Here is a 14318-nt window from a genome sequence, read left to right as displayed (position 1 = left end):
AACGCGAACGGTGTTGAAGGCTCGTTCCTGCCCAAGACCGTCAACCAAACTAGGCAGCTCGGCGGCGACGAAGGAATCGATCGATCGTTTCGTCAGCAGCCGTAAACTCGGGGCCAAACTGAGACACATCGATGTCAGCGAGAGGTCCAAGTGGACGTGCTAAGAATCGGTCGATTCGTCGTTGGAGATAGGTCTGGCTATCGAGTTGTGGAAGAAGGTGCGGATTGTCTTTCTTGGCAATCCAGTAATCTCCCAAGGCTAGGTAGTCGACGTCCATGTACGCGAACGACTCCAATGCGTCTTCGGCGGTGTCAACAATGGCCTCGCCGTTTACATTGAAGCTGGTGTTAATCACGATCGGCAAATCGGATAGCTTTTCGAAGGCAGTGATCACCTGAAACAGATCTTCGTTTTCGTCCTTGCTGACAGACTGAACTCGGGCGCTCAGGTCTTCATGCACAATTGACGGGGCAAGCTGGCGGGTGTGCGGCAGAGCCTTTCCGATAAGCAGCATGAATGGCGATTCGTCTTCAAGCTCAAAGTAGTCCGCGACGCGGTCGATCAAGCAGGCAGGCGCGAACGGACGGAATTCTTCGCGATGTTTGACGCGAGCATTCAGGATTTCTTTCATGTTCGCATATCCCGGGTGCGCGAGAAGCGAACGGTGACCGAGTGCACGAGGTCCGAACTCGGCCGCGCCGACACAGCGAGCCACAATGGCGCCATCAATCAAAGCGTTTGCGATCGAATCATGTATCGATTCTGGACGTGTTGCGACGACCTTGCGTTCGACTAGGGCAGTTTCGATTTCAGCGTTTTGAACGTCGTGGCCAAAATAGCACGAGCGAATTTTGACTGACGGAAGAGATTTCGTTTTGGCGATGGCCAATTGAGCCGCGCCGACCGCACATCCGTCGTCCGCTGCGGCGGGGTAGATAAAGATATCCTCGCAATCGGTCTGCTTGCGAATGGCTTCATTCATCAGGCCATTGAGCGCGACGCCGCCGGCCAAAGCGATCTTTCGATGTCCAGTCTTCTTGATCGCCTGAGTTGCCAATTCGACCCCGATCGACTCGGTCAGGGCCTGAATTGAGGCAGCAAAGTTGAAGTGCTGCTGCTCAAAGGGATCACCCTTTTGGCGCGCGGGTAGCAATTGATGGAGCTTGTCGGTGAACTGAAACACCACATGGCCATGGGGACCAAGGTCTGTTCGCTTCAGGTAATCCGTATTGTTGAATTGCAGTGTCGCATCATCGTTGACCGTCACCATGCTACGCAGTGCATCCAGGTAGGCGGGCTTCCCGTACGCTGACATGCCCATGACTTTGTATTCATCACCCATGGTGAAACCCAGGTGCTGAGTCGCGAAGAGATAGAAGATCCCCACGCTGTGTGGCCAACGTGTTTCGCTGACACGTTTTAGTTGTCCTTCTTCGGCGGCGTAGACCGTGACGGTGTCGGATTCGCCTTGCCCGTCGATCACCATGACGGTGGCGGAATCGAAGCCCGAATTGAAGTATGCCGAAGCGGCATGCGTTTCATGATGGTTGAAGTATTCGACCTTGAGACCATCCATGTATTGGTCGATCGTTGACGCGATTTTTCGATACTTGACAGCCCAGTTCCAATACCAAGTGATTCGTTTTACAAGCGTTAGAGCCGTCGCATCGTCGATGGGAAGCGATTCCAGGAATACTCGCAACAGTCGCGCCGCATCATTGGGTTCTTCGATCGCAACGTATTCAAGACGTGGCAAACCGCTGTATAGAAAGTTCTTGATTTTGGTCGCGCTCGAAGCCGACGCGACACATTCTTCGATGAAGTGATAGAGCGACTTTTGGACGAATTCTTCGGCTCGGAAGTTAACCGCCACTGAACGAAGTCGATAGCCACTTGCGCGGGCAACGTCGCAACATTCGTTGATGCTTCCGATCGGAAAATGCCAATCATGCTTGCGATTGCTTAGTCGTTCTTCTGCGACCGCATGAAGGACACGTCCATCATTGGCGTCGACCAACGCGACCGCCGCATCGTGACCGAAAGCGCCCAGACCCAAGACCGCTTCTGGTCTATCGTCGCCAGTGCTAAGTAGATCGGGATACGTATCACGCAGAGAGGTGCGTAGGCTGGGAATGGTTTGTCCAGCGATCATTCGACTGCCCCATTGGATCAAAAATGCCGTGTTCGTTTTTCCCGGTGCATCGATTACTAAGACGGCACGGGGTTGCGGTACGCACGTCTGCTTTTAAACGCCATGGGCGATCGGCAGGACGACGATGGGGCGAATATTACTAACCCCGATTTACGGGCAACAATGTTGATCGAAGCCGGATGATGATCGCCCGACGGAGTCCGGTGTCAGAAGCATTACGAACACGAAAGCTCGGTTTTCACGGCAATTGAGCATGTTGCACCCTCTCGGCTGTCAGTTTTTCCTTGGACTGACGGGGGTGCGACCGGCGATAAACCGGTGAGGGTCTTCCCTCACTCGCAGCCTCGGGGCGCCATGTTTAGTCCTGGCGAGAGCCTCTTCTTACTCACCCGCCAATGCGGGCATCGCCGGTGAAACGCCAGTGTTAGGCGTCGGAATGGTCGGCGCGGACTCTTGTGGTGCGCGGATAAACCAGGATGCGATCGAAAGTGGAAACATCGCCATCGCGAAGCACCCGATCGCAGGTGTATACGAGCCGACGCTGTCCATAAACGCGCCCATGATCAGTGGACCACAACCGCTGCCGGCAACCGTACCGCACCAGACAGCGCCCCGGATGCTGCCGAGGTGACGACGGCCATAGAAGCGAAGCATGATGACACCGGTCACCGAGATCAGCATCCCTTGCCCGGCACCGAAAAGCATCGCAAACATTCGTGCGCCGAAGAGCGAATCGTCATAGGCAAGCCACGTTAAGGAGATCGCGATCAACGACGTGCCGATTCCGAAAAGCCGGTTCAGTTTCAGGAAGTCAGCGAGGACACCGCCACACAGTTGTGTCGCCAGCATTGACATCCCAAGAATCTTGAACAGCGTTTTAGCGTCTTGGCTTTCCAAGCCTCGTTTTTCACAAAGCGTGAATAGGTAAAACAGGATTCCCGTTCCAGCCATGGCCCAGATGATGTTCGAAAAACCGATCACATAATAAGACGCCGTTCGTGCCGCTTGCGCCAATGTAAGCCCGGGGATTTCGGTCGCTTCCGATTTGGTTGTTGAAGCGTCAGGATCCAACTTGACGCCATCGACTGATTGACCCAAATCTTCGGGTCGGTTCCGATAAAACAAAAGCAGCATTGGCAGTAAGACGATGACCAGCAATAAAGCAATCCAGCGATAGGTCGTTCGCCAACCGATGGTTTCGATCGAAGTTGAAAGAAGGTCTGGAACCCAGGCAAAGGCGATCGCTGATCCGATACTAAGGATCGCCGAGATGCGACCGATGCGGTTTCGAAACCACATCGCCGTTGTGTTGTTGGACAGCAGCGACATCGATCCCTGGCCAAGGAATCGCAACAGAAAAAAAGCGACAAACAGTCCGGCGAAACTTGCCACGCTCGACGCGAAAAGGCAAGCACCTGCAAGTCCAAGTACTACCAAACAGGCGATTTTCTTAAGTCCGATTCGATCCGAAGCCGGACCCACGATCGAAAGTGGAATGGCCGCACAAAGAGTTCCGAGCATGTATGCCAAACCGAGCCGACTTTGCGTTAAATTCAACGAGTCAAGCAAAGCGGGCGTGAACGCACTGACGGCGAATGTTTGTCCCGGGCTGGAACCGATCTGCATCAACATTGCGATCGGCAGCATCCAGTAGCCATAGAAAAAGCGGCTGCGTTTCGCGATTTGGTCGGAGATGTAGTTCATGATTTGGCGTTGGAAACGATGTTGTTACTTCACCGGAACCCAAACGTCCTATTTCGCGGTGTTGGTGTGGGAGCTGCCAATTGTCCCCCACATGACATTCTTAGACCAGCTTGGTTCGTGAATGCTCAGCACGGCATCCGTTTTGCATCCTCAAGCGAGCTTTTTTGGGAAACTAGACGGCCTTGGGAAAATCCGAAAGAGAACGAATGATGCGTGCTTCACCGATCGATGACCACAATCCATTGGTGCTTTCGTACCTGGGAATTCGCCGAGCGATAGGCCTCAGTGGGTTGTTCTTACCCATTGTGCTGGGGCCGATCGGATGGCTGTTTCTTGGGATTGAAATCCAGGACAACATGAGCAGCTACTATCACACGCCGCTGCGAGATGTGTTCGTCGGGACTCTCTGTGCCATGGCGGTGTTCTTGTACTGCTACCGGGGTTACGGTCGAATCGAAGATTGGACAGCGAACGTCGGTTGCGCTTCGGCGCTCGGGATTGCGTTGTTTCCGCTGGACTACGGCAGTGACCCTCTCTTTCAGCGATCCCTCGTCGGTTATGTGCATTCATTCAGCGGCGGGATCTTTTTCACAACGCTTGCGGTCTACTCGCTTTATCACTTTCCGACCCGTGAACATTCACGGCCCGGAATGGCTAGCCACATCGCCGAACGTAACTTTATTTATTACACCAGCGGGGTTGTCATACTGCTAAGCCTGATCGCGATGGGAAGCTATCTGATGTTGCTGCCAGCGTCATGGAAACGTTGGTTGAACGAGTACAACTATTTGTTCTGGATGGAGTGGGTTGCGGTCTGGGCATTTGCCGCGGCGTGGCTCGCTAAAAGCCGGATGATCTTGACTGAGATCGGTATCGATCTGCTGGCTTATTCTCGGCGTTTCGTTGAGCGGTAAGCCTCCACCATGGTTCGTTTTTGCAAACGCGCGACCTGTTTCGGGATCGTGTAAGTGGTGAAATAACCGGATTTGTGTTTCGCGGTATCAATTGGCATGGCTGATGCTAAACGGCGTGGAACCTCATATCTGGATTCACCCCGTTCATGTTCGATCTTAATCCCACATCTAAAGCGGACGCCGTCTGTGACGGTGTTCTGGACGCGATCGGCAATACGCCACTGGTTCGCTTTGATCGCTATCTGGAAAACAAAGACGTCGACCTTTTGGTCAAGCTTGAATCCGGGAACCCCGGGGGGAGTGCCAAGGATCGCCCTGCAAAAAATATGATCGATGTGGCGCTTGCGAAACGTCAGATCAACCCCGAAACCACGATCATCGAATCATCTTCCGGCAACATGGGAATTGGACTCGCCCAGGCGTGCCGCTACCACTCGATGCCGTTTATCTGTGTTGTCGATCCTCGGGCACAGCAACAAAACTTGCGGATGATTCAGGCGTTGGGTGGAACGATTGAAATGGTCGATAAACCCATCGCGGGCGACTTCTTGAAAGCGCGCCTTGCGAGGGTCTGCCAGCTACTGGAGCAAATTCCCAACTGCTTCTGGCCAAACCAGTACGCCAATTCGGCGAACCCCGAAGCACACTTCCACGGCACGATCGCCGAAATCGATCGCGCACTCGACGGCAATTATGACGCTCTGTTTGTCGCCACCAGCAGCACGGGAACGATTCAGGGTTGTCAGGAATACCTGCGGATGCGTGGCAGACGCGTCAAGGTTTATGCCGTTGACGCTTGCGGAAGCGTGCTATTTGGAGGCGTTTCCGGAACGCGACAGATTCCTGGCCTCGGGGCCGGGCGAGTTCCGCCTCTGGCGCGATCCACAAACGTCGACCGCGTTATCCGCGTTAACGATCTTCAATGTGTTGTCGGGTGCAGACGAGCCGCCGCTCGTGAAGCCGTGCTCGTTGGCGGTTCAGCCGGTGGTGTCCTAGAAGCGGTACGTCAAGTGTCCAGTCGCCTTCGTCACCAACGCTGCGTGGCTGTGCTTCATGACAGCGGTAGCCGCTATCTGGATACCGTGTTCAACGACGATTGGGTCAAAGAACATCTGCAGTGTTCGACCGAACGGTTGCAGCACCTCATCGATCAAGATCAAACAGCGTCACAAGGCTTTCGTGAGGAGATTCAAGTATGAGCACGATCTCAATTTCATCAGTCGATACCGCGGATTCTTTTGAATATAGCCCTGCGATTCGTTTGGCGATCATTGGATGTGGGCCACGTGGAAGCTATTGCCTTGAAAGCCTATTGCGCAAGCTGAAAGCCGCTGACAAAGCAGGTGACTTCGATATCACGATTTTCGAGCCATCTGATTTTCCAGGCGCGGGGTTGGTTTATGACCCACGACAGCCCCATTATCTGCGAATGAATCTGGCAGCCAGTTTGATCAATTTCTGGACGTCGTCAAAGCAGACTCGGCGGTCCAGGCCCGCGCATCAAACCCTGCTCAGTTGGCTGTCAAAACGATATCCACTGCATGCTCGCGATGACGCTTATGTCCCACGGGCCATCGTCGGCGAATATCTACACGAGTGTTTTGAAGACACCGTATTAGAACTTTCAAAGTACTGCCACATCCAGCGTGTTCGTCAGAAAGTTGTCGATCTTCGACATCAACAAGGGGCATGGATTGCAATAACAGAAGGCAAAGACTGGTCGTTTGATGAAGTCGTGATTACGACCGGACACGAAGGGCTTCGGTGCTCGAATCGTGTTTGCCAGGTTCTGCATTCCGATCCAGGGCAGGACGACAGTCGCATGATTGCAGCCCTTCCGTTTGATGAACTCACGCGATGTCAAATGTCTGATCAAGCCGAAGTCAACGTTACCGGGTTTGGCTTAACCGCAATCGATGCTGTCTTGACGCTTACCGAAGGTCGCGGTGGTGAATTCATACGCGACGAAGCTGGCGATCGATTGAGCTACATTCCAAGCGGCAACGAACCCGCTTTGATCAACTTGATCTCTCGATCCGGTCGACCGATGTTGGCAAAGCCGACGTCGAAGGTTGAACCGATCGAGGACTCTTTTTGGCAACCGTACCGTGAACAACTGCAATCGTTGCGTTCATCGTTCGGCGAGATACATTTTCAACGGCAGATTTGGCCAGTGGTCTGCGAAGCCGCTGCGAGTCTTCTGAGACGCCACGGTATCGAATCCGATCGAGAGTCAGTCTTCAGTTGGATGCGATCGTGGAATCGATATTCGATGAACCACAGTGTCGCGATTCGAACCATGATCGAATCATTTTTGGTCGCGACAGCACAGCGTCCTCGCGATATCCCGTACGCCTTGGGATCTGCGTGGAAGACGCTGTATCCAGAGATCGTTGAACTGATCAGCCACGGTGGACTCTGTGACCAATCCTGGGCCGGCTATCGAAGAACGGCTGCCGAAATGGAGCGAATCGCTTTCGGTCCACCTGCCGAAACCGTCGAAAAGTTGGTGTCCCTGGCACGGGCAGGCCTGATCCGATCTCGATGTGATCGCGACGTTGAAGCTAAACCCAATCAAGTGACTGCGGTACTTGCCAAGCCCGATGAACCGGAGGACGATGGTTTGGTTGAAAAGATGATTCAGCAAGGCTACCTGCAGCATGACAAAGTCACAGGTGCAATCATGGTCGACCGTAAAGGTCGTGTGATCGCGCCGCGAGGCGGCAATAACCTTGCGATCTTTGGTCGGTGTACCGAAGGGGTCGTCATCGGAAATGATACGCTGAGCCGAACCCTTCATCAGCATATCGAACGTTGGGCCGATACGATGGTCGCTCGGCAATCCAAACCGGTTTCTTTTTAAGATCTCAGTCGTGACCTTGAAAACAGTATCGCAGCTTCAAGAAAACTGCCATGGCATCGTATCTTTGCGTCCCATCATGCAATCATGGATGACGCAATGCCTATCGCGAGACCGTCTATTCGATTGGGTTCAGGAATACGGTTCACCGTTGAATCTCATTTCAACCGATCCGATGTCTCGCAATGTGTTGGAGCTTCAGCAAGTCGCTGAGCAGTTTGGCATCGATTTTCAAGTTTTCTTTGCCCGGAAGGCGAACAAATGCTTGGCCTTCGTCGATCAAGCAAACCATGACTGTATTGGGATTGATACGGCGAGCGAAAATGAGGTGTCGCAAACACTTCGCTGCGGTATGGACGCGGAAAAGTTGATCTGCACTGCGGCTATCAAATCGCGATCGATGATTCGACTTTGCGTCCACAGTGGCGTGACCATCGCCGTCGACAATCAAGACGAATTGCGGCTGGTTTCCGATGTCGCAAAGCAACTCGGAAACGTCGCAAAAATTGCGATTCGTCTTGGGGGATTTTTCCATCACGAGGACAAGCTCTTCACGAGGTTTGGGTTCGATGCGTCGGCAATGGAGTTGCTCGATCAAATCGATCGAGAAGCACTGCAGCTTGTCGGGTTCCATTTTCATCTTGACGGCTACGATCCCTCGCAGCGGGTAAGTGCGATAGGGCAAACGCTAGCGTGGGTGGATCGCGCCAAAGAGCTAAGGTTCAATCCCACCTTCATTGACATCGGTGGCGGGTTCCCAATGTCATATCTAGATCATCAGGATGAGTGGGATTCGTTTTGGGATCAGCTTCAGCAAGCAATTCTGGGGCAACGCGAGCCGATCACCTATCGGAATCATGGTTTAGGGCTGATCGCGGTAGATAATTGTATTCATGGATCACGCCAGTCCTATCCGTATTTCCAAAAACCGGTTCGGTCGGAATGGTTCCAGCAAATCTTGCAGGCTTCGATTGATGAGCGGACCGTTGCAGATGCCCTTCGCCAGCGACACTTGCAACTGCGCTGTGAACCCGGACGTAGCTTGCTTGATGGGTGTGGGATGACAGTCGCACAGGTCGAGTTTACGAAGCAAAACGCTGATGGTGAAACGCTTGTCGGGTTGTCGATGAACCGGACGCAGTGTCGAACCTCAAGTGATGACTTTTTGGTCGATCCGATCGTGGTAAAGAAGTCCAAAGCTGAAAGTCAGGTCTCGCAATCCGGCTACTTCGTTGGCGCCTACTGCACCGAGTCGGAGCTAATTAGTTTGCGAAAGTTCGTATTCCCCAATGGCATTCGACGTGGCGATCTTGTCGCCTTTCCAAACACCGCAGGCTACTTGATGCACTTTCTGGAGAGTCGATCGCACCAATTCCCGCTGGCAAAAAACTTGGTTGTTGGTGACGAAGTTCGTTTGGACGCGATTGAAGATCTCGAGATGTCAGCGGCCCAGACGAAGTAATCACTGCTCATCTCGTTGCGATGGATGACCTGCTTGAAGCTCATGCTCACGAAGCATGTCGCTGGGTAGATTTATCAACACTGTTTTGTATCTAGTGCGTTCGCTGATCAGCCATTCGGCGGTATAGGAATGCCGACAGTAAAAAGGCTTGTAGTCCAGCCCACACCACCAAGGCACACCACCAACGATTGACAGCGGACGCAATTGGCGGCCAATGGAGCCAACCGAGTGCAATTGCGATTGGACCGGTCGCGATAGTCGATACAAGTATCGGCGTGGTCGTTCCAAGGCCTTTCAGAATCGCCCCTAGGCATAGGCTGGTCATGTCAAAGACACCGTATGCGGCAGCGAAGTACATCAGGACGATCGCGATCGGGCGAACCGAATTTCGTTCTTCGCTACTCACACCGTGAAGCGGAATTTCGACCAGTATCCCTGGGATTAGCAACAGCGACAAAAAGACGATTGCGGCGATCAGGCCTCCGGCGACGATCGAGCGGTGAATCGTTTTTCGCGTTGTCGCTCCGGCGTCCGATGCATGGGCTTGTCCTACCAGAACGGTCACGGCCGTCGCCATTCCGATTGCCGGGATCGATAGCAGTTGGTAGATGCTGAGTGCAGCAGAAGTCGCCGCCAGGCCTTTGACGGATGCCGTTCCGATCATCAGCAGGATATAGCTGAACATTGAAGACCGCATCAGCTGTTGAATCCCCAGTACGGATCCCGGGCCAAGGATACGAATGGCGAGCGGAAGCTCGAATCGCCGAACGGTCGAAGTCTGCGTTCGAGACTCATTGGAACGCACGATCAGCGCAAAAAAGACCGCTGCTTTGAACCACATCGCGATTGCGGTGGCCAGTGCTGCCCCAAGCACTCCTAGTGACGGGATTCCAAAGGCACCAAAGATCAACCAGTAATCCAAAACGACATTCAGAATCGCGGTGGCGACGTTCGTTCGCAAGATCGGCTTTGTGATCCGCCGTCCCACGAAGAAAGCCGTTAGTCCTGCTTCCAGCATCGAAGCCGGTGCGACGAGAAGCAATGTTCGGAAATAGGTGGATTCGGCACGGACTAGATGCTGCGGATGGTCGAAAGCCGAAAACAACTGCGGACTGAACCATCCAAGTGTTGCAAAAATGGGAATGCAACCAAGCGTGATCCAGGTGGTTTGCCAGATCAGTCGCCAGACTTCATCAGGAACGGAGTTCTTCGAGCTATCACGACGTCCCATCGCTGCAGCGACCAGCGGGGTAACGAATCCCATCGCCGTTACCGGGATACACGCAACCGTCCAGTAAACGTTGCCCGCGGATATTGAAGCAGCGGACGAAGTTGGACCGTACCACATCAGTAAGACGCGGTCGGTAAACAGCGTGATCGAAAAACAAGCAACCGATGCGACTAGCGGAATCGCAATCGTGAATAGGGATCGATAGCCGAACGGATCGTGTTCGGCATCTGTGGCACGTTGAAGCATCAATAACGGAGGTTATCAGGGCGATAGCGACTCAATCGCAGTCGCGTCTCGCTGACTGGCGATCAAACAATCCACGAGGTTGGTGCACGATGTGCTCGCCAACTCGTCAGGCCCCGTCTGTATGCGAAGTGAATGCCGAACCCAACTAAATCGACTACGACAATGAGAACTTCTTCTGTACCGCAGCTTAGGCTTCCCGTCTTGAATCGAATGCTCGATCAACTGCGAGGAACTTTTGCTCTGATTTCGACCTCGCTGAACGAAGCGGAACAACAGTGTCGAAGACATGGCACGGTTGTGACATCGGTGGAGCGATATGGAATGATTTTTAATCCCAGTCGCCCAAGCAAATCTGCCGACCAAGCACGCTCGACTGGTGTCTAAGTTTCGATTGGTTTTTTTCTCTCGCTGAACTTGTTCAATAGCCGCAAATAGGCAAACGAAGCGAAGCATCGCTATGCGTTCGATGGTTGCGCGACATCAGCCACCACCTCAGTTCCACGCGTATCAATGATTCGTAGCAGCCGATCGAAGCCGTCCATCGATCATTCTCTTCATCCTGGATTGGCACGTTGATTGCGAACCGGCACCGCAAAGGAATGTTCCAGACGCAAGGAGGCGTTTCACAAATCTGAGACAACGGCCGCTATATGAAAATCGCAATCATTGGACATTTGAAACATCCGGTCGCGAAGCCGTTCGCGGGTGGATTGGAATCGTTCACGTATGACTACGTCGAAGCCCTTGTGGATCGTGGCCATCACGTCACTCTGTTTGCCAGTGCAGACTCCGACACGCGTTTGCCTCTCCATCCGATCATCGACGCCGCAACTGTCCCAGAATCAATTCGTCGTCTTGGGTCCGAAGAACATCAATGGATTGAAGCTGTCGAAGACGAAGCCTACGAATCATTGATGGACGGTCTATCGGCAGCGGACTTTGATGTGATCCACAATCATTCGCTCAGTCCGATTCCGTTGCGGTTCGCGGCGATCCAGAGTTGCCCTGTGATTACGACGCTTCACGTTCCGCCGCTGGTGAGAATGAAACGGGAGTTAGCTCGGCGAGATGCCAAATCTTGTGGCGTATTCGTCAACGTTTCCCATGCAAACGCGGCATCTTGGGCGCTTCACCTCAAACACCAGCATGTCATTCACAACGGTGTGAAAGATCGCTTCTGGAATCGCTGCGCATCGACGAAAGTTGATCGTGCGATTTGGTTTGGTCGTATCCTTGCCGACAAAGGGACGCATCTGGCGATTGAGGCAGCCCACATGGCTGGGGTGCCGATTGATATCGTCGGTCCCATTTCTGATTCAGCGTATTTCGACAATCAGATTCTGCCACGTTTGAATCCTGATGATCAATATCACGGTCATCGAGATCACGACGAGCTTTGCCAGCTTATCTCTAGGTCAACCGTGTCGCTGGCAACTCCTTGCTGGGATGAACCGTTCGGATTAGTTGTTGCCGAGTCTCTGGCCTGTGGGACTCCCGTCGCTGGTTTCCGTCGTGGGGCGTTGCCGGAAATCGTACGGTCGTCAGTCGGCCGATTGGCAGCACCAGGTGATGTGAATCAGCTTGCCAAATGTATCGCAGAGTGCCGGGACCTACGTGGCGAGGTCTGCCGACGATACGTTCAAGAGCAATTCGGCTTCAGTCGGATGGTTAACGCCTACGAAGACCTATATCGCCAAATCGGGTCTCCTCGTCCGACGTTTCACAATGCGGCAATGCCGGGGGCGAAGGCAGCATGAAGGATTGGCGAATTGGATTCTACGTTCACTACCATGGTATGGGGCACAAACGACGAACGGAAGCAATTCTTAACCATCTAAACGTCCGTGCGTCCGTCGTGACGAGCAGACTGGGGGATATGGAGTGGAACGGACCAACTTTGGATGAAGTTTTCGAGATCGATTGTGATATTGATAATGTATCCATACAGGGGCAACATCATGCAGAGGACGTTCCGGCGCTACACTACGCGCCGCTTTGGGTTGACGGAATCTCCAATCGTGTTGCTCAATACACCGAATGGCTAAACAAGAACCGACCGAGTTTGATGGTTGTTGACGTATCGGCTGAAATTTCGATGTTGACACGACTATGTTCCGTGCCACAGGTCGTGATGCGTCAGCACGGTGATCGTCGGGATCCGGCTCACCTGAACGCTTACGCGGCAGCACACTCACTATTAGCACCATTTCCCCAACTGCTCGAGGACGATTTGACTCCTCAGTGGGTAGCCGACAAGACCGTTTACTTGGACGGTTTTTGTGCGTGTACGCAAGAAAATGATTGCGTTAGTTTTGACCGGCCTACGATTGTGGTAATGTTTGGGCGTGGGGGAGTCGACAATCGAGATGCGGAGCTTGCCTTGGCGGCGGAATCGCAATCACATTACGACTGGATTGTCATCGGACGGGAGGCGCCCCTGGGTAGCACCCTTCCCAAGAACCTATCCTATATCGGATGGACCGACCGGCCGATGGCGTATGTTCGCGGAGCAGTGCTGACCGTTTCAGCAGCCGGGCACAACAGCGTGATGGAATTGGGGCGAGAACGCGCGAAGTTTATTGCAATCGCAGAAGATCGTCCATTTTTAGAGCAGCTACGAAAGGTGCGTATCCTAAATCGGGAAGAGTTGGCTGTTGGGCTCGAGGATTGGCCGGACGTTAGTCAGTGGCCTACGTTGCTGCGGCAAGCTGAAGATTTAGAGACAGCTCGTTGGAACAATATCTTCCGAAATGATGGTGCGAAGCAAGCTGCCGAACACCTTGAAACTGTCGCGATGTGGTCTGAGCGGATGCGCCGGGCCGGAACGCCGAACAAAATGATGAGTCATTCGACGGAGGCCTGAATCAATGACGATCAGCTTATTGACGATCGTCCGCGGTCGGCAGTCGCACTTGGAGAACCAGTGTCGAGGGCTCTGTGAATCGACTCGCATGCCTGACGAATGGGTCATTGTCGGGATGGACCAAGATGTCGATCTCGCATCTTCAGTCCGGCCTCCAGTCAAGATCAAGACTGCCCGTGTCGACGGAGATGGCAAAAGGTTGCCTCTAGCCGAAGCTCGTAACCGCGCTGTTGAGGTTTCCAGCGGCGACCAGTTGGTGTTTCTTGATGTCGACTGCATCCCTTCGGCGGAGATGGTTGACTTATTCTATGAGGCAATGCTCGACAAACAGCGGCTCTGGATGGGGAGACCACGGTACTTGCCCCAACAAGCGGCCGATGGCGATTGGGACCTAAGCGATCTTGAAGAAGCTGCGGTCGATCATCCGCTTCAGCCACGGTTGAAGGGTAGCGAAAAACTGGCTTCGAAAAAGTACGAAATGTTTTGGTCGTTGTGCTTCTGTATTAGCCGCAGTCATTTCGATCGAATTGGTGGTTTTGATGAGCGATACGAAGGGTATGGCGGCGAGGACACAGACTTCGCTTTTTCCGCACGACGCTTAGGAATTCCATTCGGTTTTGTCGATGCGGTTGCTTATCACCAGTACCACGCGGTGTATAAACCGCCGATGAACCATCTTTCAGACATCGTTTCCAATGCAAAACGATTTCATCAAAAGTGGGGCGTTTGGCCAATGAAATCCTGGCTGCGGGCTTTCGCCAACAACGGATTGGTTCAGTTCGATCCGATCGTCAATCGGCTTGACGTGGTTCGCGCCCCAACCGCCGAGGAAGTGCAACAATCACGCTGCTACACTCCCGCAGGCTTCTAAGAACATCTCCGCACC

Annotated in this window: 11 protein-coding genes; 8 read left to right on the top strand and 3 right to left on the bottom strand. The window is 53.4% G+C overall.

The features are described 5' to 3' along the window. Positions 1-49: 49 nt before the first annotated feature. Both LOC67_RS07805 and LOC67_RS07800 read right to left on the bottom strand, forming a co-directional pair. Positions 50-2152, bottom strand: a complete 2103-nt coding sequence (locus tag LOC67_RS07805) for a carbamoyltransferase (RefSeq protein WP_230261973.1) — start codon at positions 2150-2152, stop codon at positions 50-52. A gap of 381 nt (positions 2153-2533) precedes the next feature. After that, positions 2534-3856, bottom strand: coding sequence for an MFS transporter (locus tag LOC67_RS07800; protein ID WP_230261972.1), 1323 nt, complete (start codon positions 3854-3856; stop codon positions 2534-2536). A 206-nt stretch (positions 3857-4062) separates the two neighbouring features. On the opposite strand from LOC67_RS07800, the gene LOC67_RS07795 reads away from it, so the two are divergent. From LOC67_RS07795 to LOC67_RS07780, 4 genes are all read left to right on the top strand, one after another. After that, positions 4063-4770: a hypothetical protein gene (locus LOC67_RS07795; protein WP_230261971.1), complete on the top strand. Its 708-nt coding sequence runs from the start codon at positions 4063-4065 to the stop codon at positions 4768-4770. A 146-nt stretch (positions 4771-4916) separates the two neighbouring features. Continuing rightward, positions 4917-5969, top strand: a complete 1053-nt coding sequence (gene sbnA / locus LOC67_RS07790; RefSeq protein ID WP_230261970.1) for a 2,3-diaminopropionate biosynthesis protein SbnA — start codon at positions 4917-4919, stop codon at positions 5967-5969. Then, positions 5966-7633 (top strand): FAD/NAD(P)-binding protein, encoded by a 1668-nt coding sequence (locus LOC67_RS07785; protein WP_230261969.1) that lies wholly within the window; start codon positions 5966-5968, stop codon positions 7631-7633. The genes sbnA and LOC67_RS07785 overlap by 4 nt, the downstream gene beginning before the upstream one ends. 10 nt (positions 7634-7643) lie before the next feature. After that, the gene (locus tag LOC67_RS07780) at positions 7644-9092 is read left to right on the top strand and encodes a Y4yA family PLP-dependent enzyme (protein WP_230261968.1); all 1449 of its coding nucleotides are present in this window, start codon (positions 7644-7646) and stop codon (positions 9090-9092) included. A gap of 91 nt (positions 9093-9183) precedes the next feature. Here the strand turns inward: LOC67_RS07780 and LOC67_RS07775 are convergent, their stop codons facing one another. After that, on the bottom strand, positions 9184-10569 hold the full coding sequence (locus LOC67_RS07775; RefSeq protein ID WP_230261966.1) for an MATE family efflux transporter: 1386 nt from the start codon (positions 10567-10569) through the stop codon (positions 9184-9186). Between the two features lie 162 nt (positions 10570-10731). Between LOC67_RS07775 and LOC67_RS07770 the strand changes: the two genes are divergently transcribed. The 4 genes from LOC67_RS07770 (at position 10732) to LOC67_RS07755 (ending at position 14303) form a co-directional block, all read left to right on the top strand. Then, positions 10732-10953 carry a hypothetical protein gene (locus tag LOC67_RS07770; protein ID WP_230261965.1) on the top strand — a complete coding sequence of 74 codons (222 nt, stop codon included), beginning with the start codon at positions 10732-10734 and terminating at the stop codon, positions 10951-10953. A 266-nt stretch (positions 10954-11219) separates the two neighbouring features. Continuing rightward, positions 11220-12326: a glycosyltransferase family 4 protein gene (locus tag LOC67_RS07765; protein ID WP_230261964.1), complete on the top strand. Its 1107-nt coding sequence runs from the start codon at positions 11220-11222 to the stop codon at positions 12324-12326. Then, positions 12323-13432, top strand: a complete 1110-nt coding sequence (locus tag LOC67_RS07760) for a glycosyl transferase family 28 protein (RefSeq protein ID WP_230261963.1) — start codon at positions 12323-12325, stop codon at positions 13430-13432. The genes LOC67_RS07765 and LOC67_RS07760 overlap by 4 nt, the downstream gene beginning before the upstream one ends. A 4-nt stretch (positions 13433-13436) precedes the next feature. Continuing rightward, positions 13437-14303, top strand: coding sequence for a glycosyltransferase family 2 protein (locus LOC67_RS07755; RefSeq protein ID WP_230261961.1), 867 nt, complete (start codon positions 13437-13439; stop codon positions 14301-14303). Positions 14304-14318 lie beyond the last annotated feature (15 nt).

The organism is Stieleria sp. JC731 (genome assembly GCF_020966635.1).
GTDB lineage: Bacteria > Planctomycetota > Planctomycetia > Pirellulales > Pirellulaceae > Stieleria.
Note: the sequence above shows the minus strand (reverse complement) of the source record. Positions and strands in the feature narration are given on the sequence as shown.

What these genes read in the sequence shown, in the direction of transcription:
- LOC67_RS07805 (WP_230261973.1), bottom strand. Translation starts at nt 2,152, where the DNA reads ATGATCGCTGGACAAACCATTCCCAGCCTACGCACCTCTCTGCGTGAT.
- LOC67_RS07800 (WP_230261972.1), bottom strand. Translation starts at nt 3,856, where the DNA reads ATGAACTACATCTCCGACCAAATCGCGAAACGCAGCCGCTTTTTCTAT.
- LOC67_RS07795 (WP_230261971.1), top strand. Translation starts at nt 4,063, where the DNA reads ATGATGCGTGCTTCACCGATCGATGACCACAATCCATTGGTGCTTTCG.
- sbnA (WP_230261970.1), top strand. Translation starts at nt 4,917, where the DNA reads ATGTTCGATCTTAATCCCACATCTAAAGCGGACGCCGTCTGTGACGGT.
- LOC67_RS07785 (WP_230261969.1), top strand. Translation starts at nt 5,966, where the DNA reads ATGAGCACGATCTCAATTTCATCAGTCGATACCGCGGATTCTTTTGAA.
- LOC67_RS07775 (WP_230261966.1), bottom strand. Translation starts at nt 10,569, where the DNA reads ATGCTTCAACGTGCCACAGATGCCGAACACGATCCGTTCGGCTATCGA.
- LOC67_RS07770 (WP_230261965.1), top strand. Translation starts at nt 10,732, where the DNA reads ATGAGAACTTCTTCTGTACCGCAGCTTAGGCTTCCCGTCTTGAATCGA.
- LOC67_RS07765 (WP_230261964.1), top strand. Translation starts at nt 11,220, where the DNA reads ATGAAAATCGCAATCATTGGACATTTGAAACATCCGGTCGCGAAGCCG.
- LOC67_RS07760 (WP_230261963.1), top strand. Translation starts at nt 12,323, where the DNA reads ATGAAGGATTGGCGAATTGGATTCTACGTTCACTACCATGGTATGGGG.
- LOC67_RS07755 (WP_230261961.1), top strand. Translation starts at nt 13,437, where the DNA reads ATGACGATCAGCTTATTGACGATCGTCCGCGGTCGGCAGTCGCACTTG.